The 25,947-nt window shown below is 53.8% G+C and carries 25 protein-coding genes and 1 tRNA gene; 13 read left to right on the top strand and 13 right to left on the bottom strand.

Annotated features, from left to right (window positions below):
- The gene (flgK, locus tag ABDK75_RS00625; protein ID WP_346004687.1) at positions 1–1,524 is read right to left on the bottom strand and encodes a flagellar hook-associated protein FlgK; all 1,524 of its coding nucleotides are present in this window, start codon (positions 1,522–1,524) and stop codon (positions 1–3) included.
- 25 nt (positions 1,525–1,549) lie between these two features.
- The gene (flgE, locus tag ABDK75_RS00620) at positions 1,550–2,809 is read right to left on the bottom strand and encodes a flagellar hook protein FlgE (RefSeq protein ID WP_202206888.1); all 1,260 of its coding nucleotides are present in this window, start codon (positions 2,807–2,809) and stop codon (positions 1,550–1,552) included.
- 300 nt (positions 2,810–3,109) lie between these two features.
- On the opposite strand from flgE, the gene ABDK75_RS00615 reads away from it, so the two are divergent.
- Entirely contained in the window at positions 3,110–4,405 is a 1,296-nt protein-coding gene (locus ABDK75_RS00615; RefSeq protein WP_202206887.1) for an MATE family efflux transporter, read from the top strand.
- A 38-nt stretch (positions 4,406–4,443) separates the two neighbouring features.
- On the opposite strand, the gene ABDK75_RS00610 is transcribed toward ABDK75_RS00615, so the two are convergent.
- Both ABDK75_RS00610 and ABDK75_RS00605 read right to left on the bottom strand, forming a co-directional pair.
- Complete coding sequence (locus ABDK75_RS00610; RefSeq protein ID WP_346004686.1) at positions 4,444–5,490, bottom strand: aldo/keto reductase; 1,047 nt, start codon at positions 5,488–5,490, stop codon at positions 4,444–4,446.
- Between the two features lie 245 nt (positions 5,491–5,735).
- Positions 5,736–7,652 (bottom strand): prolyl oligopeptidase family serine peptidase, encoded by a 1,917-nt coding sequence (locus tag ABDK75_RS00605; RefSeq protein WP_346004685.1) that lies wholly within the window; start codon positions 7,650–7,652, stop codon positions 5,736–5,738.
- Positions 7,653–7,801: 149 nt separating this feature from the next.
- On the opposite strand from ABDK75_RS00605, the gene ABDK75_RS00600 reads away from it, so the two are divergent.
- Both ABDK75_RS00600 and ABDK75_RS00595 read left to right on the top strand, forming a co-directional pair.
- Complete coding sequence (locus ABDK75_RS00600; protein WP_198150526.1) at positions 7,802–8,404, top strand: DedA family protein; 603 nt, start codon at positions 7,802–7,804, stop codon at positions 8,402–8,404.
- Positions 8,404–9,375: an SDR family oxidoreductase gene (locus ABDK75_RS00595; RefSeq protein ID WP_346004684.1), complete on the top strand. Its 972-nt coding sequence runs from the start codon at positions 8,404–8,406 to the stop codon at positions 9,373–9,375. The genes ABDK75_RS00600 and ABDK75_RS00595 overlap by 1 nt, the downstream gene beginning before the upstream one ends.
- Before the next feature lie 25 nt (positions 9,376–9,400).
- Here ABDK75_RS00595 and hemJ read toward each other — a convergent pair whose 3' ends face one another.
- From hemJ to hemE, 3 genes are read right to left on the bottom strand one after another with little or no spacing between them, the layout of a single operon-like run.
- Positions 9,401–9,844, bottom strand: coding sequence for a protoporphyrinogen oxidase HemJ (hemJ, locus tag ABDK75_RS00590; RefSeq protein ID WP_369826506.1), 444 nt, complete (start codon positions 9,842–9,844; stop codon positions 9,401–9,403).
- Entirely contained in the window at positions 9,844–10,548 is a 705-nt protein-coding gene (locus tag ABDK75_RS00585; RefSeq protein WP_211498284.1) for an HAD family phosphatase, read from the bottom strand. The genes hemJ and ABDK75_RS00585 overlap by 1 nt, the downstream gene beginning before the upstream one ends.
- Positions 10,545–11,594: a uroporphyrinogen decarboxylase gene (gene hemE / locus ABDK75_RS00580; RefSeq protein ID WP_203548072.1), complete on the bottom strand. Its 1,050-nt coding sequence runs from the start codon at positions 11,592–11,594 to the stop codon at positions 10,545–10,547. The genes ABDK75_RS00585 and hemE overlap by 4 nt, the downstream gene beginning before the upstream one ends.
- 353 nt (positions 11,595–11,947) lie before the next feature.
- On the opposite strand from hemE, the gene ABDK75_RS00575 reads away from it, so the two are divergent.
- Both ABDK75_RS00575 and ABDK75_RS00570 read left to right on the top strand, forming a co-directional pair.
- Positions 11,948–12,559, top strand: a complete 612-nt coding sequence (locus ABDK75_RS00575) for a Maf family protein (protein ID WP_346004683.1) — start codon at positions 11,948–11,950, stop codon at positions 12,557–12,559.
- A gap of 91 nt (positions 12,560–12,650) precedes the next feature.
- Positions 12,651–12,726, top strand: a tRNA-Ala gene (locus ABDK75_RS00570).
- 119 nt (positions 12,727–12,845) lie between these two features.
- On the opposite strand, the gene ABDK75_RS00565 is transcribed toward ABDK75_RS00570, so the two are convergent.
- A complete protein-coding gene (locus tag ABDK75_RS00565) occupies positions 12,846–13,331 on the bottom strand; it encodes an aminoacyl-tRNA deacylase (protein ID WP_099211300.1) in 486 nt (161 codons plus the stop codon).
- Positions 13,332–13,430: 99 nt separating this feature from the next.
- Here ABDK75_RS00565 and ABDK75_RS00560 point away from each other — a divergent pair, with 99 nt between their 5' ends.
- The 6 genes from ABDK75_RS00560 (at position 13,431) to ABDK75_RS00535 (ending at position 18,420) form a co-directional block, all read left to right on the top strand.
- Positions 13,431–13,847 carry a lytic transglycosylase domain-containing protein gene (locus ABDK75_RS00560; RefSeq protein WP_086633305.1) on the top strand — a complete coding sequence of 139 codons (417 nt, stop codon included), beginning with the start codon at positions 13,431–13,433 and terminating at the stop codon, positions 13,845–13,847.
- Between the two features lie 57 nt (positions 13,848–13,904).
- Positions 13,905–14,759 (top strand): metal ABC transporter solute-binding protein, Zn/Mn family, encoded by an 855-nt coding sequence (locus ABDK75_RS00555; RefSeq protein ID WP_211498281.1) that lies wholly within the window; start codon positions 13,905–13,907, stop codon positions 14,757–14,759.
- Positions 14,743–15,408 (top strand): ATP-binding cassette domain-containing protein, encoded by a 666-nt coding sequence (locus tag ABDK75_RS00550; RefSeq protein WP_346004682.1) that lies wholly within the window; start codon positions 14,743–14,745, stop codon positions 15,406–15,408. Before ABDK75_RS00555 ends, ABDK75_RS00550 begins: the two co-directional genes overlap by 17 nt.
- Positions 15,395–16,201 carry a metal ABC transporter permease gene (locus ABDK75_RS00545; RefSeq protein WP_099211294.1) on the top strand — a complete coding sequence of 269 codons (807 nt, stop codon included), beginning with the start codon at positions 15,395–15,397 and terminating at the stop codon, positions 16,199–16,201. Before ABDK75_RS00550 ends, ABDK75_RS00545 begins: the two co-directional genes overlap by 14 nt.
- Positions 16,202–16,459: 258 nt before the next feature.
- Complete coding sequence (locus tag ABDK75_RS00540; RefSeq protein WP_346004681.1) at positions 16,460–17,947, top strand: sugar porter family MFS transporter; 1,488 nt, start codon at positions 16,460–16,462, stop codon at positions 17,945–17,947.
- Between the two features lie 29 nt (positions 17,948–17,976).
- Positions 17,977–18,420, top strand: coding sequence for a hypothetical protein (locus ABDK75_RS00535; protein ID WP_346004680.1), 444 nt, complete (start codon positions 17,977–17,979; stop codon positions 18,418–18,420).
- Here ABDK75_RS00535 and ABDK75_RS00530 read toward each other — a convergent pair.
- The 5 genes from ABDK75_RS00530 to rfbB form a co-directional block, all read right to left on the bottom strand.
- Complete coding sequence (locus ABDK75_RS00530; RefSeq protein ID WP_339406764.1) at positions 18,411–19,421, bottom strand: glycosyltransferase family 2 protein; 1,011 nt, start codon at positions 19,419–19,421, stop codon at positions 18,411–18,413. The two genes, ABDK75_RS00535 and ABDK75_RS00530, sit on opposite strands and share 10 nt — an antisense overlap.
- Before the next feature lie 76 nt (positions 19,422–19,497).
- On the bottom strand, positions 19,498–20,388 hold the full coding sequence (gene rfbD, locus ABDK75_RS00525) for a dTDP-4-dehydrorhamnose reductase (RefSeq protein WP_346004679.1): 891 nt from the start codon (positions 20,386–20,388) through the stop codon (positions 19,498–19,500).
- A gap of 8 nt (positions 20,389–20,396) precedes the next feature.
- On the bottom strand, positions 20,397–20,960 hold the full coding sequence (rfbC, locus tag ABDK75_RS00520) for a dTDP-4-dehydrorhamnose 3,5-epimerase (RefSeq protein ID WP_064275177.1): 564 nt from the start codon (positions 20,958–20,960) through the stop codon (positions 20,397–20,399).
- A gap of 105 nt (positions 20,961–21,065) precedes the next feature.
- On the bottom strand, positions 21,066–21,938 hold the full coding sequence (gene rfbA, locus ABDK75_RS00515; protein WP_174694806.1) for a glucose-1-phosphate thymidylyltransferase RfbA: 873 nt from the start codon (positions 21,936–21,938) through the stop codon (positions 21,066–21,068).
- A 20-nt stretch (positions 21,939–21,958) separates the two neighbouring features.
- A complete protein-coding gene (gene rfbB / locus ABDK75_RS00510; protein WP_099211286.1) occupies positions 21,959–23,014 on the bottom strand; it encodes a dTDP-glucose 4,6-dehydratase in 1,056 nt (351 codons plus the stop codon).
- 188 nt (positions 23,015–23,202) lie between these two features.
- On the opposite strand from rfbB, the gene ABDK75_RS00505 reads away from it, so the two are divergent.
- Both ABDK75_RS00505 and ABDK75_RS00500 read left to right on the top strand, forming a co-directional pair.
- The gene (locus ABDK75_RS00505; protein WP_346004678.1) at positions 23,203–25,251 is read left to right on the top strand and encodes a hypothetical protein; all 2,049 of its coding nucleotides are present in this window, start codon (positions 23,203–23,205) and stop codon (positions 25,249–25,251) included.
- Complete coding sequence (locus ABDK75_RS00500) at positions 25,248–25,937, top strand: histidine phosphatase family protein (RefSeq protein ID WP_086634871.1); 690 nt, start codon at positions 25,248–25,250, stop codon at positions 25,935–25,937. The genes ABDK75_RS00505 and ABDK75_RS00500 overlap by 4 nt, the downstream gene beginning before the upstream one ends.
- Positions 25,938–25,947 lie beyond the last annotated feature (10 nt).

Genomic DNA, 25,947 nt, shown 5'->3' with positions numbered 1-25,947 from the left:
TCAGCTTCCAACAGCATTTAAAAGAGCGGTAAACATGGATTGTACGGACGAAATAACTTTCGCATTGGCTGAATAGGCGTTCTGTAATGTAACGATATTAGCCATTTCAGTATCAACAGAGACAGTTGATGTTCCTGCCAGGCTTGAAGAGAGATTGGTCTGCGTTGCTTGTGCAAGAGACAGACTGCTACTTGCATTATTAGCTGTCGCAGCCTGATTGGCTGTCAAAGACGTCGCAAGAGCCACAAGACTTTGACTTCCACTATATCCGGTAGACAATTTCCCCGTCACACCTAAATTATTGGTAGGGGCGGCTACCTGTCCTGTGCCATCTGATTGAGTGGTTCCAAACGCATAAGACAGAACGTTCTGGACAACACTGCTACTTGCAGTCTCACCAGATACAAGAAGCGATGGATCATCCTGATAGGACTGGGAAACCTGAATATTCTGGGCAAAACCAGCGCTTCCCTGAGGCACAATGGACGTCTGGGACGCATCGGGAATATTGCCACTGGATGTTGTAAATAAAGACATTCCCTGCGCATCGAAGCGGCTGGCTACAGTATAGGCTAGAGAGTCAAATTGGGCCTGCATCGTTGGGAGCGTGGTATCTCGCAGCGTTATATCGGCTCCGAGGCTTCCACCGGTCAGATGACCAGTAATATCTTTTCCGTTCAGGGTAATTGCCGGAATCGCATTAGCGTCTGAGTTACCCGGATAGCTCATACTGGTTGAAATTTGCGCTGAGGCTGTCGTCAAAGGCCAGGTGCTGGAAATGGTATTTGCTGAACCCGAAGACGTATTGTGTGTAGGGAGCGTGACACCGTCTTGCGTGGTAATGGACATGTCTCCATTGGAGGAAACCTTCCAGCTCACACCCAATTCACTAGAGAGCGATGACAAGGCCGTAAAGCGCTGATTTTCAATATCCGCAGTATCAAGCCCCTGCCCTTTAAGAGCCATGATCTTGGTAGACAAAGAGCCAATAGTCGTCAGGTTGGTATTGATATCCGAAACTGACGAGACAACACCATCGTGTGCGTTCTGACGTTGCTCCTGCACAGTGTCTGCAAGAGTGTTCAACGACTGGGTAAAGCTATTGGCCGCCGAAAGAACTGTGCTTTGGGTGGTCGAACTCGACGCGGAGCTGGTCAAAGAAATAAGGGCTGACTGAAGATTTCCCAACTGGTCAGAAAGTGTCCCGCTGCTACCAAAATCTGCAGAGGTTGAACCTTGTAGAGCCGTGACGACAGAGAGCGCGTTGCTTGTTGTCGTATATTGGGAAACATCTGAATTCTGGGAATATAAAGCAGTCTGGATATGTGCGTTTGTAGCCAGACTGGTCGTTGCGCGTCTTACGCCGCCACCCGTCCCGTCATTTACGACAGACTGAACGTTTGCGACTTCTTTGATGTAACCTGCAGTAGACGCATTGGCGACGTTCTGGGAAGCCGTAGACATTCCATACTGGACGGCCTGCAAGCCAGAGACGGCGATCGAAAGTGAATCAGTCAGCCCCATGATATAGAGTTCCCCTCACCCGGCCTTACTGAATCATCGCCAAAGTGGTCTGCAGAAGCTGATTTGCAGTGGTCACGATTTTTGTATTCGCTCCATAAGCCTGCTGCGCGACAATAAGTTTGGTAAGATCGCTGGTCAGATCCGTCGTTGAGCTTTCAGTAGAACTGGTGCTGAGCGTCCCTGCCCCATTCGTGTTCACTGCATTGACTGTCGGTGCGCCAGATGACGCCGTTGCCGTATAAGCCTGCCCGTTCTGGGCAGAGAGTCCATTAGGGTCTGCGAACGTCGAGAGTGGTATTTTTGCAAGGAGTTGAGAAAGCCCATTATCAAATGTCGCCATCACAGACCCATCGCTTTGCATAGACAGACCCGTGAAGGTACCGCTTGTGACGCTGTCCGTCGTCATTGTGGGATTGGTGCTATAATTACTGCTGTCTGTTGCCAGGCTCACACCGGACGTGCTCCCGATGGTTCCCAGGTTGACGGTCATATCCTGCGGCAGCCCTGTATATGAAAAGGTTGCCGCTGAACCCGTAGACTGGGACGCTCCATTTACAGACGCCAGAGAACCATCACTGTTAAACTTCACTGTGGCTGAATTGCTCGAATCTGCTGAATTACTGACAGTCCAAACCAAGGGATCCGTGGAGGATTGGTTCCAGTTCAGGCTCACCTCCTGAGCATTTCCCTTACTGTCATAGGCTGTTGCCGTAGATGTATTGGTACCTTCTGCCCCAGAGGTGCTGCCAATTGCAGCAGACAGAGAAACAGTTGTGCTCTTGGTCGGCTGAAATGCGACGGAATCAGAGATTTTTATAGGTGACAGAGTGCTACTCAAAGCACCCTCTGAACCCACCTGATACCCTTCCAGATAATAACCCGAAGTGTTGACCAGATATCCCTGGTTATTTTGTGAGAAGTCACCATTTCGCGTATAAAATTGCTGGCTGCTGAACGTCGGCGCTGTGCTGGATGTCGTGCTTCCTGTGGGTTGGACAACGTTGAAGAATCCGTTGCCTGAAATTGCGAGCGCCAGCGTATTTGTGGAAGAAACAACCATACCCTGATTGTCAGTATGCTGCCTGGTTGTCGCAGCCACACTGTCGCTCAGTGACTCCCCGTCGCTTGCCAGATCATTGCTCGTCACATAATCGGCAAAGCTTGTTGTTGCAGCTTTATATCCTGTCGTCTGACTGTTCGCGATGTTGTTGGAGAGATCGCTGAAAGCATGTGACTGGGAATTGAGGCCACTGACAGCCGTGTTGAGAGAATTGATGATCGACATGGCGGACTCCGGCAGAAACTGGGCTTCGGGCCTCACGCCCGGGTGTTATCTGACCTGACAGTTCCACACCATGCGTTAACGAAACCCTTACACTCGCGGAAAACCTCCTTCTTCCTCCCACGCTCCCTTTCCTTTCTGGCAGACAGAAAACCTTCCCAACAAAGCACTTCAGGCACTGGTTCTTTGTCACGGGACGAGGCAGTATATGCCGACATGCCAGTACCATCAGATGACCCATCCAAGCCCAGAATTCCTGACGATTCTCCCATAAAGCCGGCGAGATTCGTGCATGGCAGCATCATGCGTCATGTCATTACCATGGCTGGAACCGGGGCCATTGGCCTCATGGCAGTTTTTGCTGTCGATCTTCTGAACTACTTCTACATCTCCCACCTGCATGATTCTGCCCTGACGGCCGCCATCGCTTTTGCGACGTCTCTAAGCTTTCTGCAGATTTCAGTCTCCATTGGCATGACCATTGGACTTGGCGCCTGCATTGGTCGTCTGATCGGCGCGCGCCAGCATGCGGAGGCCCGAAGTCTCGCATCTGCTTTCATTGCTGTCATGGTTGGCATCGCGGCCGTTCTTGGCACGCTCACGGCGGTATTTGCCACGCCACTTCTCAGGCTGCTTGGCGCTCAGGGAGCAGCTTTGGAAAACGCGGCGACCTTCCTGCACATAGTGTCGCCAGCTCTTCCATTAGTGTGCCTGGGAATGGCTCTGTCAGCTCTGTTGCGCGCAGTTGGTGATGCCAAACGGTCCATGCGCATTACCCTGACAGGTGCGCTTGTTTCAGCTCTGCTGGACCCCTTGATGATCTTTGTGCTGCATCTAGGTTTGGAAGGTGCAGCCATCAGCACCATTCTGGCGCGATGTGCCATTACAGCGAGCGGCTTCCTGAACCTCCGGGGGCACGCCATGCTGGAATGGCCAAAGAAAGAAGCCTTTGAGCCTGCGATGCGAAAAATTGGCGGCATTGCTGTCCCGGCCATTGCAACCAATCTCGCCACACCAACAGGCGCACTGTTCGTAACTCATGCCATGGCACAGTTTGGGCTGGATGCTGTTTCGGGACAGGCAACTATCGACCGCATTGTGCCTGTTGCGTTTTCATTGGTTTTTGCTTTGACAGGTTCTGTCGGACCCATCATGGCGCAGAACCTTGGTGCCCAACAATTTGATCGGGTGCGTGAAGCCCTAATGGCCGCACTGAAGCTGACAGCGCTCTGTGTTGGAACCACCTGGTTTGTTCTTGCTGCCGGGCACAATGTCATTCTCCAGCTTTTCAACGTTCAGGGTATTGGGGCGGAAATCGTACGCCTGTTCTGTTGCTGGCTGGTCCTGAGCTATATGTTCGTCGGGCTGCTATTTGTCGCCAATACGGCATTCAACAACCTTGGGCACCCTTTTTACTCAACCGGCTTCAACTGGGGACGCGCCACACTGGGAACCATCCCGTTTGTGTGGTTCGGCTCAGCTTATGGCCCGATTGGTATTCTCGTTGGGCAGTCTCTGGGTGTCGTTATTTTTGGCACGTTTGCAGTTCTGACAGCTTTCCGCGTCATTGGACGGCTCGGGCCGCACACAGCCCCCTGACAGATGCAGGCATGATCTCATGCCCGCATCGTTGAAATTCAGGGAGCGGGGTTTGAATGCACCTGGTAAATGGCGTTGATCTTGGCTTCCAGTTCCGGCGTGATCTGTAGACGGGTTGAATCCAGAATTGTCTGAAGCTGATCCGTGCTGGTGGCCCCAATGATATTGGATGTCACGAACGGACGCGACGTCACAAAAGCCACAGCCAACTGAACCGGATCCAGTCCTTCCTCACGGGCCAATGCGTGATAGGCCTCAATGGCAACATCCACACCGGGCTTCTCGTAACGCTGACCACGATTAAAGAGCGTGGTGCGTGCGCCAGCAGGGCGTGCTCCGTTCAGGTATTTTCCTGTCAAATATCCCTGAGCCAGCGGAGAGTAGGCCAGAAGCCCGACATCTTCCCGCAGGCACATCTCTGCCAGACCGATTTCGAACGTCCGGTTAATGAGATTGTAGGCGTTCTGAATGGATGCCAGCCGCGGAAGACCATTCTGCGAAGCTGCAAGGAATTGTGAGACACCCCAAGCTGTTTCGTTTGAAACACCGACATGACGGATTTTACCTTGTGCGACCAGATCACCCAATGCGCCAAGAGTTTCAGCAATCGGAACTTCATTGGCTGCCGGCACGTCCCGAAACGTCGTGCCGCCTTCACCAAACAACCCAATTTTACGATCGGGCCAGTGGAGCTGATAAATATCAAGATAGTCCGTCTGCAGACGACGCAAAGAGCCTTCAACAGCATAGTAAATCTGCTTTGGCGTCAAACGGGCTTCCTCACCGCCGGGCCGAAACCATGGTGAAGAACTGCGTCCAACAACTTTGCTCGCAATGACAAGTTTGTCACGGCCGCCGCGAGCTTTTAGCCAACTTCCAACAATGGTCTCAGTCGCGCCATAGGTCTCAGCACGCGGGGGAATGGAATAAAGTTCAGCAGTATCAATAAAATTGATTCCCTGATCGAGCGCCATATCGAGCTGCGCATGCCCTTCGGCTTCCGTATTCTGTTGACCGAAAGTCATTGTGCCCAGGCAGATTTCACTGACCTGAAGACCGGTGCGTCCAAGTTTGCGATGTTTCATAGAAGGTCCGATGAGATGATTTCTTGGATGTCAGGTTGCGCATCCAACAGATAAATGCGCAACCGGTTAAGCTGAGTCTCTCCTGTGCCGGGATCAAACGCAAGGGCAGGGGAAGCATGTTTGCGCCGCCCGCGGCAAAGCAATTTCATTCTTTCCAATTGAATATTTCTTACTCGGAACATTCAGACATATAATTCCGGAATAAAATCGAATTTTTATAAAGTCTTCTATTTTGATTTCTTTACTCATAAGGCCGGATCAGCAGATGTGGCAAAAACAGTTCGGTAAAATCTGAGCTCTCTCTCAAGAGCATCCTCGACAACCTCACGGGCTCTAAAACCGTGACCTTCGTCCGGGTAAACATGGAGATCAGACTGTGCCAGTTTTGTTCTCATGGCTTCAGCCTGTGCGAGAGGCACCACCTTGTCAGCACCGCCATGCAGGAACAGGACAGGAACGGAAATTTTCTCTGCATGTGTGAGAGGAGAACGTTCCAGATACACAGCTTCCTTTTCGGGATAAGGCCCAATCAAACCATCCAGATAGCGTGCTTCGAATTTATGCGTCTCTGCTGCCAAGGCCCTTAGATCGGTAACGCCATAAAGAGAGGCGCCTGCCGCAAAGAGATCAGACTGTGCCAGCGCTGACAGAACAGTCAGGCCTCCCGCACTGCTTCCGCGAATAACGCAGCGCGCTGGATCAACTAGCCCTTGTTCAATCAGAGACTGAACACCAGCCAGGCAATCCTCAACATCTGCAACACCCCATTGTTCGTTTAGGGCCTCCCGATATTTGCGACCAAACCCTGTTGAACCGCGGTAATTGACATCAAGAACAGCGAAACCGCGGGAGGTCCACCATTGCACTTTGAAAGCAAAGCCTGAATTGGCACGCCCTGTTGGACCGCCATGAGCCATAACAACCAAAGGCGGTTTTTCGCCTTGTTTTAGATGGGAAGTGCTGCTCGCAGGTTCATAGAAGAGCGCATATGCCTTCGATCCACCGGCTGTTGGAAAGGAGAACAAAGAAGGCTTGGCAATGTCGTCAGACGTAATCGTATCAGGCAGCACCACACTTGGGCGAAAACGCTCGAAATTCCCATCCATGTCACCAACAGCCAAAGCAGGTGGAGCGTTTTCGGGGGCATCAATCCAGGCAAACTGTCCGTTCGACAGACGTTCTGGAACGTTGACGGGCGCTCCCATCTGAACAGTTTTCCAATGTCCCTCTGCAAAGAGCAGAACGCCAGTGAGGCCTTCCCGAATTCCTAATGCGAGAAGCTGACCGTCAGGCAGTGGCGTGAGTGTTCTTTGTCCGAAGACCCAATGCGGCAGACCAATCTCAGCTCCAGCCTCTGGGAAAAACTGCTCTTTCCATCCCGTTTGATCATGCACGAATTTAACAGGCGTCCAGCAGCCCTGAGCATCTGATGTCGCATAGAGGCTACCATCTGCCCCCCAACGCGGTTCAATAATGCTGCAGGGTGTCTGGCCACTCAGATCTGTGGCTCGTCCAAGCTTGAGGTCGGTTCGGTCAATAGGTGCCACATACAGTCGGGTGACTGTCCACGGCATTTCCGGATTCTGCCAGGAGAACCAGGCCAAAGAGGCACCGTCCAACGAGGGGCGAGGGGCTGCATAGAAATCAGCTCCGTCTACCAGAACCGTTTCCTGGCCCGACCGTGATACATGAACTAGCGCCGCTATTGGCAGACCTTCGTCATGCGTTTCACGAACGCAGAAAACACCGTCTCCGGCTGTATCCCATGCCAGATCAGCATAACGCATTTCCGGTGCACGATCGCCAGATAACGCCTGAAACGTGCCCTCTCTGTTGCTGAACCACAGGCCGCCGACCTTTCGGTCACTGAAAACGACTTCTGGATATCCGTTTTTCAGGCGGACATCCCACGCTCCTCCACCATATTCGTGAACACGGGTTCCGACGGTTCTCTCTGGCGGTATCAGATCTACGAGTGTTCCATCGTGACGTCGTCCGACGATCACCGTGCGGCCTTGCTCTTCTGGTCGGGTCTCCTGCCAGAATACCCAGTCTTCGATCGTTCTGAGTTCAGAGAAAGAAAGAGTGCGGCCAGCCACGAGTTCAGGGCCAACCCAGGAGGGCCAGTTTCCGGCTACGTGAGGAGGGCAAAGCTCAGTCATTTTTCATCCCGTGTCTGATGTCCTAATATCGTAGCTGGCGGTTTTGCCTTCCGCCATATTCGCACAGGATCACGACACTGTTTCATCTCACGCAATTTCTCGATCACCTGCTCCAGGAATATGGCTACGGCGTTATCGGCGTGACAGTCATGCTGGAAAGCATGGGCCTGCCACTGCCAGCGGAAAGCATCATCATTGCTGCGTCCCTCTATGCAGGCAGTACACACCATCTCGAGATTCGATGGATTGCCCTTGCCGCTGTGACAGGCGCCATCATGGGCGATAATTTCGGGTATCTGCTTGGCCACCATTTTGGCTATAGCATCCTGAAGAAACACGGCAAGAAAGTCGGCTTGACTGACGAGCGCCTGATGCTCGGTCGCTATCTTTTTCGCAAACACGGCGGGATTGTTGTCTTCCTTGGACGCTTTGTCGCTGTTCTGCGTGTGTTCGTTGCTCTTCTGGCTGGAGCAAACCGAATGCCCTGGCATTCGTTTCTTTTTTTCAACGCGCTGGGCGGTCTCTTCTGGGCTGGAGGCTATGCCTTCATCACCTATGAACTCGGTAAGCAGATCGAAAAGATCACTGGACCGGTTGGAATTGCTCTGGCCGTCGTAGGAGCCTGCTGTCTGGGAGGAGCGTTTCTCTTTCTCAAAAAGAACGAGAAGCGACTTACCGAAGAAGCCATGAAACAGGCTGAAGAAGATGAAAAGCGCTCAGCCGCCGGAGCCCACGAAAAAGGACAACACTGATGACCCGTCTTTCCCAGACCAGCTGGTCTCTTGATAATCTGAATCGTCTGGATGGTCAGACTGCGCTCATTACGGGCTCTACAGGCGGCTTGGGTTTCGAAATTGCATGTGGGCTGGCTGAGCGTGGCGCTTCCATCATTTTGAGTGGGCGTAACCTGGAGAAGGGCAGGGCGGCTCTTAACCGTCTGTATGAACGTGTTCCAAGTGTGCAGGGCCGCTTTGAAGTGCTGGATCTTGCCTCACTGGCCTCTATTTCAGCTTTTGCCACCGCTTTGCGCGAGCAGGGACGCCCCATTCAGCTTCTTGCCAATAATGCTGGCATCATGGGCCCTGCATCCCGGCTCACCACAAAAGACGGGTTTGAACTTCAGTTTGGTACCAACCACCTTGGTCATTTTGCTCTGACCGGACGGCTGCTCCCTCTGTTAGCCGCAGGCAATGCGACAATCATGACTGTCGCGTCCCTTGCTGCCCTGAAGGGTGAAATTCCGTTTGGCGATCTGAATGCCCGGCACCGCTACAATCCGATGGCACGTTACCGGCAGAGTAAACTTTCAAATCTGCTCTTTGCTCTGGAACTAGACCGTCGGGCCAAGAAAGCTCCCTGGCCCATTCATTCACGGGCTGCTCATCCAGGCTGGGCGGCAAGCGATATTGTCTCCAATAACGGCTCGCTTGATCGGAATGGTACCCCGGTTGGTCGCTGGGGTCGTAAAATTGCCCGAAGCTTCGCCGGCCCTGTGTTTCATATGATGGGACAGACAGTGGAAGAGGGGGCTTGGCCGCTTCTCTATGCTCTGGCGTCTCCTGAAGCGCAGGACGGAGGTTATTATGGGCCTCTGGGCAAGGGAGAAAGAACCGGTCTCCCTGGTGACGCCGGGCTGCCAGAGGCTGCGTCAGACCATACGCTCGCAAAACGCCTCTGGGCAATTTCTGAAGAAATGACTGGCGTCAAATACGGCCTTCTCTAAGGCCGTATTTTTACAGGCGACGTCCTCAGGGCCGAACCATGATCATGATGACAATGATCACCATGAGAATGGTCGGTACCTCGTTTGCGATCCGGTAATATTTCTCGGAATGCGGATTACGGTCTTCTGCGAACAGACGACGCCATTTGCTGCATGCCCCATGAAACCCCATGAGGCCGAGAACACAAATCACTTTTGTCCACCACCAGCCGCTGTTCCAGTCCACCAGGCCCGGCACCGACGACATCATCCCTCCCACAAGCACGGTAACAATCATCGCAGGCGTCATGATCTGACGGAGAAGCTTGCGTTCCATGATTTTGAAACGTTCGCTCTCCGCAGTACCAGGCGTTGTCTGGGTATGGTACACGTAGAGGCGTGGCAGATAGAATGTCCCTGCCATCCAGGCCGTGAAGGCCATGATATGGAGGGACAGAAACCAGCTCAGGTGATCAACAACAAAGTCCATCAGTTGTCTTTCTGGCTTTGAAGTGTCTTGCGAAGCAGCGGTACCAGTTCGGAGAGATGACCGATCCTGACGAAGCCTGGCGTTGGCCAAAATGCCGGAAGAGGAAGGTCTTCCGAACGAAGAAGCACACAACTCATACCAGCACGCCGGGCGGCTTCAGCACCCGTGTCACTATCCTCAATCACAACACAGTTTTCTGGCAGAACACCTTCTGCTTTTGCAGCGTACAGATAAACCTCAGGAGATGGCTTCGGTTCATCCATGTCATTTGCTGAATGGACCCGGTTTTCCGGGAAAAACATGGTCATCTGTGTCCGTTCAAACTTGGCATCCATCTCAACGACAGACGAGTTCGAACCAACACGAAACGGCAGTTGCAAACCACGTATTCCATGCAGCATTTCTGGAGCACCCTCTACAGGTTCTGCCATTTTCTGCATCAGACGTACAAGATTTTCCCTCATTTTGAGTGCCGTATTTTCAGGCAGAGCACGTCCTGTTTCGTGCTCCAGTTCCTTCACGACCTGAGAGAGTGCCTTACCTGAAAACCGGTCATGAGCCTCATCGTCTGAAATCTTAAGACCCAGGGATCGAGCGAACTCTGCTGTGGCCCGGCAGGACGCACGCTCACTGTCCACGAGTACACCGTCACAGTCGAAGATGACCAGTTTCAGCTGGCCTGCTGCATCCAGAGCCGTGGTCATATCGCGCGCACCGCCTCAACGAGGGCACCGACATTTTCAGGCGGCGTGTGCTGCATAACACCGTGTCCCAGGTTGAAAACATGCGAACGCCCACGAAGCGCGTCCCGGATCCCCTGAGCTTCACGCACCATAGCCTCACCGCCAGAAAACAGGACCATCGGGTCCATATTCCCTTGCAGCGTCACGTTTGGTACCAGCTCCGCAATCTGCGCCGGATCAGCCACTGTATCGAGCGCCAGCGTATTGATCCCGGTCTTTTCTGCGTATTCGCGTATCATGATCCCTCCGAGGCGCGGGAAACCGATAATCGGCGTATTCGGATGCTTCTCCCGGATATGACGCACGATCTGCCGGGTAGGTTCAATCACATAGCGACGAAACGCGTTGGGAGGGAGAATTCCTGCCCAGGAATCAAAGAGCATGACAGCTTCAGCGCCTGCTTCAATCTGACCGCAAAGCATCTCTGCCGTGCTGATCGTCAGGGTTTCAATCAGACGATCAAACAGCGCTGGATCAGTTTGCATCATTTTGCGGGTATTGGCGAAATCCCGCGATCCGCCGCCTTCAACCATGTAACAGGCGACCGTAAATGGGCTACCAGCAAAGCCGAGCAATGTCGTGACATCTGGGAGTGATTTACTCAGTCGCGAGAGTGTTTCCCGAACAGGTGCCGTGGCGTCCTGTACACGCTTGGGATCAAGTTTTTCCAGATCTGCCTGAGAACGGATGGCGCCAAGAACCGGGCCCCGACCATCAATGAATTCAAGGGACTGACCCATTGCCCAGGGCAAAATGAGAATGTCCGAGAACAGGATTGCTCCGTCCATTCCATACCTGCGGATCGGCTGAAGGGTGAGTTCTTCAGCCATGTCCGGAGTCATGCAGCGCGTCAGGAAGTCAGCCTTGTCACGCATGGCACGAAATTCGGGAAGGTAACGCCCTGCCTGCCGCATGAGCCAGACCGGCGGGGGCCAGACAGCTTCACCCTTGAGAGCTCTCAGGAGCGGTTTCGAGGATGGGGAGAGGGGTGCGTTTTCCGAATTCATGCCGCTCACTAACCATGAAAGAAATAAGAAAGAAATCCTGGAGGATAGGATGATCCCTGTGGATACCGGGGTACCCGGCTCTCTAAAAATGTACCCCGTCTTACTCACACTGTGTACAACTGCAAAACCCGCAGCGGACAAGGGGGTGCAGGATTCTATCCCGATTTGCTCACAGACCCCCTGTGTACAACCCCCAAAATTTGGGGGCGTACCCAACAATCCACGGTACTCGGTACCTTCCCGCAAATTTCAATTACTGTCCCCATGTACCCCAGTACTGACACAATCTTTTCACCGGGTCATACGCAGTACTGGTACTCGTGCTCGCCGTCGATAGTTTGGAGTCGCATCTTATGACCTTGCTCAATAATTCCATAATCCTCGCAAGTGGCTCGAGTGCCCGGCGAGTACTTCTGGAAGAGAGTGGTCTGATCATTCAGGTTCGACCGGTAGATCTGGATGAAGAGGCCTTGCGCCAGCAGTGTGAAAGTGAAGGAAAATCTCTGGGAGACACGGCTTTGGCTCTCGCGGATGCCAAAGCGAGGCTTGCGGCCGACGTATCGCCGGACACCAGTCTGATTATCGCGGCTGACCAGATCCTCGATCTGGACGGAACAGCCTTTGCAAAGCCGCAGGATCTCAATGAGGCGAAGACGCATCTTAAATGCCTTCGAAACCGCACGCATACTCTTCAGACGGCTGTTGTTTTGTATCGGGGGACACAGAAAATCTGGGAGACACTCGCTACTCCTCAAATGACGATGCGCCCCTTTTCCGATGAATTTCTGGCGTTTTATCTAAGAGAAGAGGGAGATAGGATACTGTCCTGCGTAGGGGCTTATCGGCTGGAGGGCTTGGGTATTCAGCTCTTTTCCAAAATTTCGGGCGATCAGGATGCTATCCTTGGGCTTCCACGGCTTTCGCTTCTTGAGAAGCTGCGTCAGGAGAACGTGATTCTAGCCTGAAAAAGTGTTTTTATGGCTTGTCACGATGAAAACATCCTTATATACCGCGCTCATCCGGCTCCACCCCAAAGGGGCTGTAGATGAAACACGTGGGGCCATAGCTCAGTTGGGAGAGCGCCTGAATGGCATTCAGGAGGTCGTCGGTTCGATCCCGATTGGCTCCACCAGTTTCTCCCAAAAAATCTGAAACTTCTGCTCTACGATTTTTGTGTTTTTACACACGAAGCCCGTGTCGCCGGCCCAGACCTTGTCCTTTCAATATGAAGGGTCAGGTCTGTGTCCAAATTCAGGGCAGTGGGCGAACGAGGTCTGCGACCAGACCGTTCGTCGCTATGAGAGCATCCTGAGGTCCAAGTTCCAGAAGAAGGCCTCGGTCTCCACCATTGATGACGACAGGAGGGCCATCCATTGCACTCTGATCAAACGCTGTTGGTACAATACTGCGCTGGCCGAATGGGCTTACACCGCCAATCTTGTACCCTGTCCGCTGTTCTGCCTCCGGGCGAGAGAGCATTTTGGCTTTTCTCCCCCCAAAGGCCGCTGCGACCCGTGTGAAATCCAACTCGCGATCTGCAGGCAGGACAACGCAGGCAGGGCGCCCGTCAATCTGCACCATCAGGGTCTTGAGAACATGATCCGGGGAAAGACCCAGAGCTTTGGCGGCGGCGATGCCTAATTTCCCAGCGGATGGATCATAGTCATAAATGCGACGCTGGTAGGGAATGGACAGAGCATCCAAGGTCAGGGTTGCGGAAGTGTCCTGTGTATTCATTCCTGTTGCTCTTATTCTCTTGGCTTGTTGTGTCAGGATGGCAGGTAGGGTCAGGGGATGCTAGACTATGAGCTTCTTTAATAAAGATGACAGGGTTTCATGGCCGCTGGTTTCCTAGCCTGTATGCTTGCTTCGGCTTTGCATTATCGTATTCCTCCCCGTGTTCTTCCTGCCATTCAGCGGGTTGAAGGTGGAGTGATGGGCAAGGTTAGCCAGAATAAGGATGGATCAGTGGATATTGGTCTCATGCAGATCAATTCGCGGTGGATCCTTCCTATTTCATCCATGCTGCACCAAAGCCCTGCCCAGATTGCAACGCGACTGGCCCTTGAGCCTTGTTTCAATGTTGCTGCCGCTGCGATGATTCTTCGCACCGCTCTGGATAATGAACACGGGAATCTCATGCGCGCCATTGGAGATTACCATTCACGGACCGTGCCATTGAATATGGCGTATCAGCGTAAGGTTCTTGCCGCAGCAACCGAACTTTACGTAAGGCCGCCGTCCCGAGGATAGCCAAAGGAAGAATGTTATCTTATAACGTTTTTCCTTTCCATCCGTCCGGGGAAACTCATGCGCTGTGTCCGAACCCTGTTTCTGGCTGGTTCGCTTCTGACTGCGCCTTTTGCGTATGCTGCTCCGCTGCCTGTGGTCTGCGTTGAGGCAGCCTGGTGTAATATTGCAGCGCAGATTGGTGGACCGGCCGTCCAGACACAGTCTTTAATTTCAACTCCCGGCATCGATCCCCATGAATTGACGCCAACGCCATCCATGGCGCGGAACATGGCTCATGCCAGCGTCATCGTTCTGAATGGCGCGACCTACGATGACTGGGCAGTTCATTTTTCTCCTTCATCAGCAACACGGATTATTGCAGCAGAAGAAGCGGGATGGCGCGCAGGGGATAATCCGCATCTGTTCCTCGATCTGAACGCCGTGCGTAAAGTGGCTTCAGCCGTGGCGGACGCGTTTATAGCGCGGGGCCTGGATCAGACGGATATTCATAGTCGCCTAACGAGCTTTCTGACACAGGTTGATGCTCTGTCTGGCCAGACAGCAGCCATCAGGCAGAAACACGACGGGACTATCATCGGTGTCATGGAACCGGTGGGAGCTGATCTGATCCAGACGATGGGACTCAGGATCATTGACCCCGGGTTTGCCCTGTCAGTCATGCATCATAGCGAACCGTCTCCGCGTGATGTGGCCCAACTGGAAACTGCAATAGACAGCAGACAGATCAGATTTCTGATCGTCAATCCTGCCGTCAGGTCTCCACAGATTGACCGTATGGTAGAGCGGGCCAGGGGCAGCGGTCTGCCGCTGGTTATGATAGGAGAGACGCTCCCTGTCAGCCAGCAATGGCAAGACTGGGTCTCGTCAATCCTTCAGTCCGTTCAGCAGGCACTTGATGGCCAGTCCCGATAACCTTGTTCTTGAGAATGTTACCCTCTGTGCAGGCCAGACACGTGTTTTAAATCAGGTTTCCCTGACCGTGCCTCTTGAAGGCATTACGCTTTTGTCAGGACGAAATGGTGCAGGAAAATCGACTGTTCTGCGGGCTTGTCTGGATCTTGTAAGGCCTGCGAAAGGACAGATCCTGATTGACGGTCTCCCACCCGGAATGGCCTGTGAACGCATTGGATATATGCCGCAGGGTTTGAGCGATGCGGCTCTCATGATCCCGGCGATCAGTCATGTGATGGCTGCCATGGACGGTGCGCGCTGGGGTGTGCCTGTTCGTTTTGGTCAAAGAAAAAAGGAGGCCGAGAGGCTTCTTGCCCTGACTGGAGCACTCTCTTTTTCAAAACGGCCTCTGGGACATCTGTCAGGGGGAGAGCGACAGCGTGTCTGTCTGGCACAGGCACTTGCCGGTCAACCGGGTCTGCTCCTTCTGGACGAACCCCTTGCCGCTCTGGATCACGACGCGCAGCAGCAGATTGTTGCCCTGCTGGTATCACTCACCCAGACCCTTGGCGTTTCAATCCTTATGACATCTCATGAAACTGCCGCGCTGGAAGGAAAAGTAACGCGCGTTCTGGCTTTAGAAAATGGCGAGTTGCATGTTCGAATTTGAATTCATGCGGCATGCATTTCTGGGATGCACGCTCGTCTCTGTTCTCGCAGGAACTGTGGGATGGTTTCTGAGCCTGCGGCGACAGGCTTTTGCAGCCCATGCACTGTCCCACATTGGCTTCAGTGGAGCCGCAGGGGCAGTCTGGCTTGGCGTTTCGCCTCTCTTTGGAATGATTGCTTTCAGCCTTCTGGCAGGCCTTGCCATAGGAAGCGAAGGTGAGGGACGCGGTAAAATTCCCCCTCAGAGAGACAGCACGATTGGCCTTGTGCTTGCTGCCAGCCTTGGCTTGGGCACCTGGTTCCTGCATGAGGCCAACGGAGCCTCCAGCATGGCGACGACACTGCTATTTGGGGATGTGCTCGGAATTGACACTCCGACGCTGTTCATTCTGGCTGGAGTGACGGCTCTTTGTTTGTTGGGGCTGGTTTTTCTTGGACGGCCGCTTCTGTTTTCGAGCCTGACGCCAGAAGTTGCGCGTGCACGTGGCGTTCCTGTGCGCCTGACGTCCCTTGGATTTATGGCTGTAGCAGCTTTGGCCTGTTCAGCATGTGCTGAAGTCTCCGGCGCATTGCTGGCCTTCAGTCTCATGATTGGCCCGGCGGCTACGGCATTGAGGCTAGGGCTATGCCCGGCGATGGGACTACTGGTTTCGGTATTGCTCGCTCTTGTCCTGTCCTGGGGTGGTCTGATGCTGTCCTGGATAACGGATATCCCCATTCCATTCTGGATTGGGTTGGGAGCAGGTATTTTTTATGGATTGGCGAACCTCTGGACGAGGCTGCGGACTAATTAAGGGATCCGGCGAACCAGTGCACGAAAACGATGAAAGCAACGATACAGATGTGCATGATGATCAGGATTCTACCAGAAATATAGGGCACATCACGGGTGGTATCGGGTGTGGGCGTCAGCATAGAAGGTCTCCGGAGCAGTCCTGATATTCATATAGAATTCTGATTTTCGTGGCCACAATAAGTGGAAGCTCACTTAATTTTCAAAAAAATAGAAAAATGCGGAAAAACTGAATAGATTGCGATATGTTAATGTCATTATGCCAAATGATACAAAAACATCTCGACCTGCTCGTGAAAAGATAGACCTCTCACAGGTTGAGGTCTCACCGAACGCGAAATTGATCCTGATGCTTGCAGCCATGGTTGCTGCAATCTGCGGTGGCCTCTACGGCTACGACACAGGCATCATCTCCGGCACATTGCCTTTGATTGGCGATGATTTTCATCTGAACTCTACAATGAAAGAAAGCGTCGCTTCGGCTATTCTTCTTGGAGCAGTATTCGGCGCCTTCGTGGCCGGGTCTCTCTCAGAAAAATTCGGACGGCGCACCACAACGTGTCTCGTGAGTGGTGTCTTTGTTCTTGGCGCGACAGCGTGCGCTTTCTCGCCGGATGTATGGAGCCTCATTGCTGCACGATTTGTGCTTGGACTTGCCGTAGGCGGTTCCACACAGGTTGTGCCGATGTATATTTCGGAGCTGGCCCCCCAGGAACGGCGGGGAAGCCTTGTGACGATGTTCAACGTGGCGATCGGCCTCGGTATTCTGATTGCCAATATCATCGGTCTTACACAGCGCACGAACTGGGGCTGGCGCCCTATGGTGGGGATTGCCGCCATACCGGCTTTCCTTGTCTTTGTATCCATGTTCTTCATGCCAAAAAGCCCGCGCTGGTCTGCTGAGAATGAAGGCATGAAGAATGCCATTCTTCACCTTAGCCGTATCCGCACCACGAAAAGGGCAGTTCGCAAAGAAGTTGAGGCCATTCGTGAAAATGCAGAGGGCATCAAGCAGGAGAACCGGGGGTGGCATGGTCTTTTCCAGCCTTGGGTTCGACCGGCTCTCGTCGCAGCACTGGGTGTAGCATTCTTTACCCAGTGTGGTGGCCTGGAGATGATGATCTACTACGCCCCAACCTTTCTGAATGATGCTGGTTTCGGAGCTTCGTCAGCGCTCTGGGCATCGCTGGGTGTTGCGATCGTTTATTGCATCATGACCATTCTGGGCTGTCTCTTTGTGGACAAGATTGGCCGACGTCGTTTGATGTTGATCATGGGGCCAGGGGCAGCACTCTCGCTGGTTGGTCTGGGTATCATGTTCATGCTGCACCCTGCCGCAGGTAGTGCAGGATCATATCTGATCGTAGCGTTCCTGCTGCTGTTCATGATGTTCAACTCGGGTGGCATTCAGGTCTGTGGCTGGCTGCTGGGTGCTGAAATGTTCCCGCTGTCCATGCGCGGACAGGCGACCTCCCTGCATGCCGCTACCCTGTGGGGGGCTGATCTGCTCGTCACCAGCACGGCTCTTACGATGGCAGAGGGCATTGGTCTGACATGGACGATGTGGTTTTACGCCCTCGTCAATCTGGCTTCGGTTATCTTTGTCTTTTTCTTCGTCCCGGAAACATCCGGTGCTTCTCTCGAAGATATTGAAGACGCCTTGGTGGAAAACCGTTTCCGGCCCACTCGTGATAACAAGCGCATTGTGCCGGAAGAGGATGAAGAGGACGCACGTTCCGCTGCATGATAGCTTTCCCTTTTTGAAGGGAAACATGCATGTTGGATGTTATTGCAAAACGGGTTGTTGCCGCGCGAAGTGGCAGCAACCCGTTTGTCATTGGGCGTATGAAATCAGGCTGGCTTGTTATTGGTGAGACGCAGCCTCTTGCAGGATATTGCCAACTCCTCGCCGATCCTGTTGTGTCTTCCCTGAATGACCTGAAAGGTGAGGAACGGATTCAATATCTTCTGGATGTTGCTGCCGTCGGGGATGCTCTTCTGACTCTTACCGCTTCAAACCGCATCAATTACGAAACATGGTGCAATCTGGCACCGTCTCTTCATACGCATATTGTTCCGCGGTATGCCTCAGAACCTGAGGACCTACGCATTAAGGCAGCCAGTATCGCTTATGATTATGCGTCTGCGCGTCCATTCAGTCTTGAGCATGACGGGGCCTTCATGAACGCCATGCGACGTGAGCTACATATTCAGCCCTGAGAAGGCTGCCGGACTGCAAGAAGAAACCAGAGACGGAAAATAGCGGTCTCACAACGTGTCTGGCGTTGAAGCTCTCTTCGCTTCCAGAGGATTTTGATTCTGGCTCTTAACGTCCGGGCTCCGGCCAGTTCTGACAGAAGGGTCTGTGCGTCTTCTGTCAGGATATCCGGTTCCTGGAGCAGATGCTGAACATTGGACTCAAAAATTGTCATGAAGACGCCGGGTCCGCGTCTGAGAGCACTTAAGCCGCGGCTGAGAAGCGAGCGTTTGGCTCCGACGGTGTTGCGCGCGTGCTGGCGGTAATAGCTGACACACCGCTCATCAAAAAAGACTTTGCCGCCAGAGGCCATCGTAACGAGATAGGCCCACCAGTCATGTAGGATGAAAGGGGGAGGCAGTCGCTCATATAAAAGCTCATATGTCGCTGCGTTGATAACAACTGTGTGCCCGGTTGCGATGTTTTGCGTCAGAGCGGATGCAAAGTCAGGGGTTCTGCTGAGGGACGCCGACTTACTGAACACGGTGAGCGAAGAATCTGTCAGATACTGACGGGCACAATATAAAGCGGGCACATCGAGCGGCTGTTTCTGGAGCCATTCTAGCGCCCATTCCAGCTTTTGAGGCTGCCAGACATCATCCTGGTCCGCGAACGCTACGAATGGCGTTGGAGGAATGGAATCCAGAAGATGCAGATAAGACCCCGTCACGCCCATATTGCCCATGACGGATGTAATTTCGACGCAACGCCCGTGTCCGCGATGCTCTTCAAATGAGAGCATGATCACACGGGATGCATCAGTTGATCCGTCATCACGCCAGTAAAGGACCCAATCGGTATGGGTCTGGGCGAGAATGCTGTCGAGTTGTGCGTTGAGATAGGTTTCGCCGTTATGCAAGGACAGTAGAATGGCGACACGGTCTGTCCTGTCGGCGGTCTGGCTTGCTCCTCCCCGTATCATTTGTGGGTTCCAGCGGCGAATGCCGGAGTGGGGAGAAGACATAATATCCTTGGTTAAGACGGGTCAGGGAAGCAGGGCAGGAGGGTCATCCTGCGTAATTGCTGGATGACCCATTTTTTCAGATCGCAGCGAAAAGGCGGTGGACTGTCCGTGCGACGCTTTCACGCCATTCAGGCAACCGAACGCCAAACACACGATGAAGTTTTGAACAGTCCAGCCGTGAATCCTGTGGACGCTTGGCCGGGGTCGGCCAGTCTTCAGTCCGGATTGCACTGACTGTTGGCATGGATTGACCATGCTTTTCTGCTTCTTCCAGTGCAGCGACAGCCAGACCGTGCCACGTCGTCTCGCCTGTGCCGCTGGCATGATAGATGCCAGCAAATTCCGGCTTCCAGCCATCTTTCTCGATGAGGGCCAGAATAGCGAGAATAGCGTCAGCCAGATCGTCAGAACTGGTGGGGTTGCCGCTTTGGTCGCCAACAACCTTGAGCGCCGGATTTTTGGCGCCAGCATTGATCATGGTCTTGACGAAATTTTTGCCGTGCGCGGAGTAAACCCAAGAGGTCCGAAGGATGATGCTCTCTGGGTTTGCCGCCAGAACAGCCTGTTCGCCGTCAGCCTTTGTGCTGCCATAGACTGTTTCAGGGCTGGTAGGATCCTCTTCCGTGTAAGGAGATCCCTTGTCACCTGAGAAAACATAGTCCGTTGAAACGTGGATGAACGGAATGTCGGCCTTTGCGCAGGCTTCCGCGAGCGCCTTGGGGCCGGAGCAGTTGGCGCGTTCGGCTCCAGCTTTTTCCGTTTCTGCCAGATCAACGGCCGTCCAGGCAGCTGCATTCACGACAGCTTCAGGGCGGTATTTTTCGATAGCTGCGGAAATGGTTTCCGGCTTGTCGAAGTCGAATTCAGGGCGCCCAACACGGATGATCTGATCACCCCCGATGTTCGCAAGAGACGTCGCAAGCTGGCCATTGCCGCCCGTGACGAGGATAGGACCTGTGCTGGACATAATGCGACTCACTTTTCGTAAGAGAACCAGCCCTTGGCTGCGGAGAAGTGCGGAGCGATCTTATCCTTGTCGGAAAGGATAGCCTCTTCTTCGGCGATGGGCCAATCGATGTTCAGGTCCGGGCAGTTCCAGATGACGGCGCGCTCGGAAACCTTGCTGTAAAGCGATGTGCATTTGTACTGAACTTCCGTGTTCTCTTCGAGAGTCACGAAACCATGCAGAAAGCCCGGCGGAACCCAGAGCTGAGACCAATTTTCAGCAGACAGCTCTGCAGCTACCCACTGACCGTAGGTCGGGGAGCCTGTGCGGGCATCTACAGCAACATCCCAGATTGCGCCGCGCGTTACACGAACCAGCTTTCCCTGCTCATAGGGGGCAAGCTGGCAGTGAAGCCCGCGCACAACGCCTTTCTCGCAGGACAGGCTCTGATTGTCCTGAACAAAAGGAAGGTTGATGCCCGCTTCCGTCATACGATCGAAATTGTAAGTTTCTGAAAAGAAACCCCGGTTGTCACTAAAACGTGGCGGCGTAACAAGAATGACGTCGGGAATGGCGAGACGTTCAACCTTCATAACAAATTCCTTTTTATAAATGACGTTTGAGCACTGGAGGCCAAATAGAGATTGCCTCCGAAAAAACGCTGTCTGAAAAATCAGACAGCGTTTGGGGTTTTTATTTCAGGAAGCGTGGTCCGCGAGTTCAAGCAGAAGGCGCCCAAGCTCTGTCTTGCCCATTTTCTTCGCATGGGCACGAAGCTGGTCAGCGTTGATGAACTTGTTGCGGAACGCGACTTCAGCAGGTGAGCCAACCAGCATACCCTGACGGGACTGAATGGTCTGAACGAAGGTTCCAGCCTGCATCAGGCTGTCCGGCATGCCGGCGTCAAGCCAGGCACAGCCGCGCCCAAGCCGATCGACCTGCAACGTTCCCTCTTCAAGATACATCCGATTAAGGTCAGTGATTTCCAGTTCCCCACGAGGGCTCGGCTTTACCTTTTTGGCAAAATCCACCACGCGGTGATCATAGAAATAAAGACCTGTGATGGCCCAGTGAGACTCTGGCTCGGACGGCTTTTCCTCAACCTTCAGGGCCCGACCGCTTTCATCAAACGACACCACGCCATAACGTTCTGGATCGCGGACCTGATAGGCGAACACGGTTGCCCCTTCCGGACGGTTCGATGCCGCACGGAGCAGAACGCCGAGATGTTCGGAGAAAATCAGATTGTCGCCAAGGGCGAGTGCGCAAGGCGCTCCCTGGATCCAGTCTTCCGCGATCAGGAATGCCTGGGCCAGACCGTCCGGGGAAGGCTGGATGCGGTATTCAAAGTTGACGCCGAACTGTGAACCATCGCCCAGAAGGCGCTGAAACTGTGGCATGTCATGCGGGGTCGTAATGATCATGATATCCCGGATTCCCGCCAGCATCAGCGTGGAAAGAGGATAATAGATCATCGGCTTGTCATAGACCGGCAGGAGCTGCTTTGAGGAAGCAAGCGTCATGGGATACAGGCGTGTGCCTGAACCACCAGCCAGAATAATGCCCTTCATGGGCTTCGTCTCGATCGTGCTCATGAGCGTGTTCCCAGTCGCTGTCCCGTGTAACGCTTGGAGCGGATTCCTTCCCACCAGTCACGGTTGTCGAGATACCACTGAACCGTTTTGCGGATGCCGGTTTCGAAGTCGTTCTTGGCTTTCCAGTCCAGCTCTTTCTCGGCGTGGGACGGATCAATCTCATAACGGAAGTCATGGCCGGGACGATCTGTCACATAGCGGATCAGACGTTCACGCGGGCCTTCCGGGTCAGGAAGAAGTTCGTCCAGAACAGCGCAGATTTTCTTGACGACTTCCAGGTTCGTCCGGGGCTGACGGGCACCAATAGCGTAAGTCTCTCCCGGCTCGCCGATTTCGACAGCGCGGACAAGGGCTTCGGCATGGTCTTCAACAAACAGCCAGTCGCGGATGTTTTCACCTTTGCCGTAAACCGGCAATTCGCGACCTTCAATGGCGTTGATGGTTACGAGCGGAATGAGCTTTTCCGGGAAGTGCCAGATGCCATAGTTGTTGGTTGTGTTGGTGACGAAAGTTGGCAGGCCATAGGTGTGATACCAGGCGCGAACCAGATGATCGGAAGAGGCTTTTGAAGCGGAGTAAGGGCTGCGAGGGTCGTAAGGGGTTGTTTCAGTAAATGGCGGATCATTTGGCTCAAGGTGGCCAAACACTTCATCCGTTGAAATGTGGTGGAAACGGAAAGCCGCTTTCTCATCATTCCCAAGGCTGCTCCAGTATTTCCGGGCAGCTTCAAGAAGAGAATAAGTGCCAACAATATTTGTCTGGATGAAAACGCCAGGACCATCAATCGAACGGTCTACGTGGCTTTCAGCAGCCAGATGCATGACGGCATCCGGGCGATATTCCTCAAAGAGGCGCTGCATTTCAACGCCGTTTACGATATTCGCCCGTGCATGGGAATAACGCGGATCAGAAGCGACTTCGGCTACGGTATCTTCAGAAGCTGCATACGTCATGCAGTCTACATTCAGCACGCTGTGTTCGGTGTTTCTGATAATATGACGCACCACGGCTGAACCTATGAAGCCGCAACCGCCTGTCAACAATATCCGCATTTCAACCTCTTAACATCACGGTAGGAGCTCCAGCCCCGTCACGAAGAAGTATCTTACAGTGTTGTACAAGAGGCGCAAACTTTGATCATGGTGATATTAATGAAACCAATTCCCGTAACCATTAAGGCCTCGCCCCGAGTTCCTTAATGAGCTACCCAGACATTCCTGTTAGGCAGGAGATTAGAGGCATGCTGGCTGATATACTGACCCGATCGCTTGTAGACGTTTTGGAGCGTCCGGATCTGAGGGTCGTTGCTGCAGGGCTGATGCCCGAGCTTGATATTTCGCTGGAGCAGTCTTTTCAACTCGGTGAGAATCTTCTGTCTGAACCGCATTCGGTTACAGGCCGCGCATGTCTGAAGCTGGGTGAACCCTGTTTGCGAATGCCGGGTCTGGCTCCGACATTCCTTCGTCAGGCTGTTGAGCTTTTCCGGCTTCTTCACAATGGAGCTGACGCCCGGCTTGCGAGTTTTGCGGCTGCTCGTGTTGCCGCTCTCTTTCATGCGCTTGATACGAACGCGGTCAATCCCCTTCCGCAGGAACTGGCTCTCTGTGCGGGGGATGTTCCGGACAGCACAACGCTTCTGTCTCTTTGGGGAACTCTGAAGAAACACCTGTCGAATACGCCTGAGTTCACCGAAGATGACGCAAAGCGCCTCAGACCCGTTCTGGTGCGTCTGTGGCACGTTATGGCGCCTGCAGAAACACTGATGAGTAGTGGCGGGGATTCCCGACTGGCCGTTGATCCCGAAACGGGCCTGAACAAGTATTCCTGCTCTCATCGTCCACGCCCCTGGGCTGTGACGTTCGGTTCTTCCACAGCCTCCTCTTTGTCAGAGCGGGGGTTCGGGGGAGCAGAGTTCGCGCGTTGCATGATGATGAACGCGCTTCTGTCCAAGCAGGACCCGGATCTTGTGCAGGAAGGCATCGTCAGAAGCGCGCGCGCAGGTATTGGGCGCTATTACAGTTTGCCGGAAGATGCCGTTCTTCTGTCTGCGTCTGGCACGGATTGCGAACTTGCTGTTCTTGCTCTTGTCGCTGCTGGAACAGATCGACCCGTCAGTTCCATTCTTCTGGCGCCCGACGAGACAGGAAGCGGCGTGCCCCTTGCTGCGCGTGGCCGTCATTTCGCGGGTGACAGCGCATGCTCCACGACAGTCGGGAAGGGAGAACTGATTGAGGGATTTCCTGAAGACACACAACTGTTCGGGGTTACCATCCGGAATGAGGATGGAACTTCGCGTCCGCTTGAAGACATCAATGCCGAATGCAGAGAGCTGGCCCGACGAGAAGTGAAAGCTGGCCGACATGTTTTGCTGCATCGTCTGGACCAGTCAAAAACGGGTCTTGCTGCGCCTGATATGGAAACGGTTGCAGAGTTGCAGGCTGAGCTTGGGGGGCATCTGAGTGTGGTGGTAGATGCCTGTCAGGCTCGCCTCAGCCCGTCGCGTGTTTCGGAATGGGTCCGCGACGGTCTGCTGGTTATGATCACAGGGTCCAAATTCTTTACGGGACCGCCGTTCTGCGGGGCTCTTCTGCTGCCGAATGTGATCCTGGAAAAAATGCCATCGCTTTCTCTCCCCAAAGGCTTGAAGTCTTATGGAAATCGGGACGAGTGGCCTGAGCAGGCTGACAGGCACGCGTTGAATAATGGTCACAATATTGGTCTGGCCCTACGCTGGCATGCGGCTCTCGCTGAAATGGATGCGCTCTTTTCGCTTCCTGATTCCCTGATCCGCCAGAGACTCAATGATTTCATGACCGAGGCTGTTAAGCTGGTAGAGGCCAGTCCTACCTGCACGTTACTGCCCGTCGGGAAGCCTATTGATGACGGTCGGTGGGACGCTGTGCCGACCATTCTGTCATTTCTGGTGGAAGACCCCAAAAATCCGGATGCGCCTCTCGGACTGGAAGATGCCCGTAAGTTGCACCGGTGGCTCAATGCAGATCTTTCACCATGGATAGGGGAGGGGGAGCCAGCACTTCTCTGCGTTCTTGGCCAGCCCGTTCCGGTTCCTCATCCCTTGGTAGCTGGCCATGCCGGGGCTTTAAGACTGTGCGGCGGCGCGCGTCTGGTCTCAGGAGAGCCATCGCACGAAGGCCTGGACGAAAAGCAGCGCTTGCAGCGGGAGTGCGCAGACGCGAAGCGGGTGCTTGCCAAACTTGAGCTCATTTTGGAAAACTGGGACGTTCTTCTGGACGCCAACCCTGTTCCCCGTTACGCGCCTCTCTCATGACACAGACAGACCAAGCCGTCCCTCATGGACACTTTCTTGATACGCCTGAACTGCCACGCGGTATTACCCGCTTCTGGCTGATCAGACATGCCGTTGTAGAGGCGAGCGCGCGTAAGACCATGTATGGCGCGATGGACGTTCCGCTTTGCAGGGATGCGATGGCGAGCCAGCAGGGTGGATACGCTGCTTTGGCTCGACGTCTGCCGTCCGATGCTGTCTGGTATACCTCACCGCTGCAAAGGGCACGCGACACTGCCGCGCAGATACGCTGCGCAGGAGCATTTACACACGCTGACGTCACGGTTGATCCAAGATTTATTGAGCAATCTATCGGAGAGTGGCACGGAACGCCGCACGATCAGTTTCTCTCTCTGCTGAGGCTGCCGCCCAATCCATTCTGGTCTTTGTCAGCCAGTGAGCTTCCGCCGGGCGGAGAAAGCATGCTGGATGTTTGTGCGCGTGTCTCCCATGGGCTGGAAGATCTTGCGAATGCAAATGCTGGTCAGGATATGGTTGTTGTGAGCCACGGTGGCGCGATCCGGGCCGCACTTTCACATGCTCTGGCCATTCACCCTGACATTGCTCTGCGCTTCACTATTCAAAATCTGTCGATTTCGATTATCGAGCGTATCAATGGGCTGTGGCGTGTTGTGGCTGTTAACGAACTGCCAGATTTTCGGGGATAAACCGGGGATG

Origin of the sequence: Gluconobacter sp. OJA (assembly GCF_039638325.1) — a bacterium.
GTDB classification, from domain to species: domain Bacteria; phylum Pseudomonadota; class Alphaproteobacteria; order Acetobacterales; family Acetobacteraceae; genus Gluconobacter; species Gluconobacter cerinus.
The sequence above is the reverse complement of the archived record's forward strand: the minus strand, read 5'-3'. Positions and strand labels throughout refer to the sequence as shown.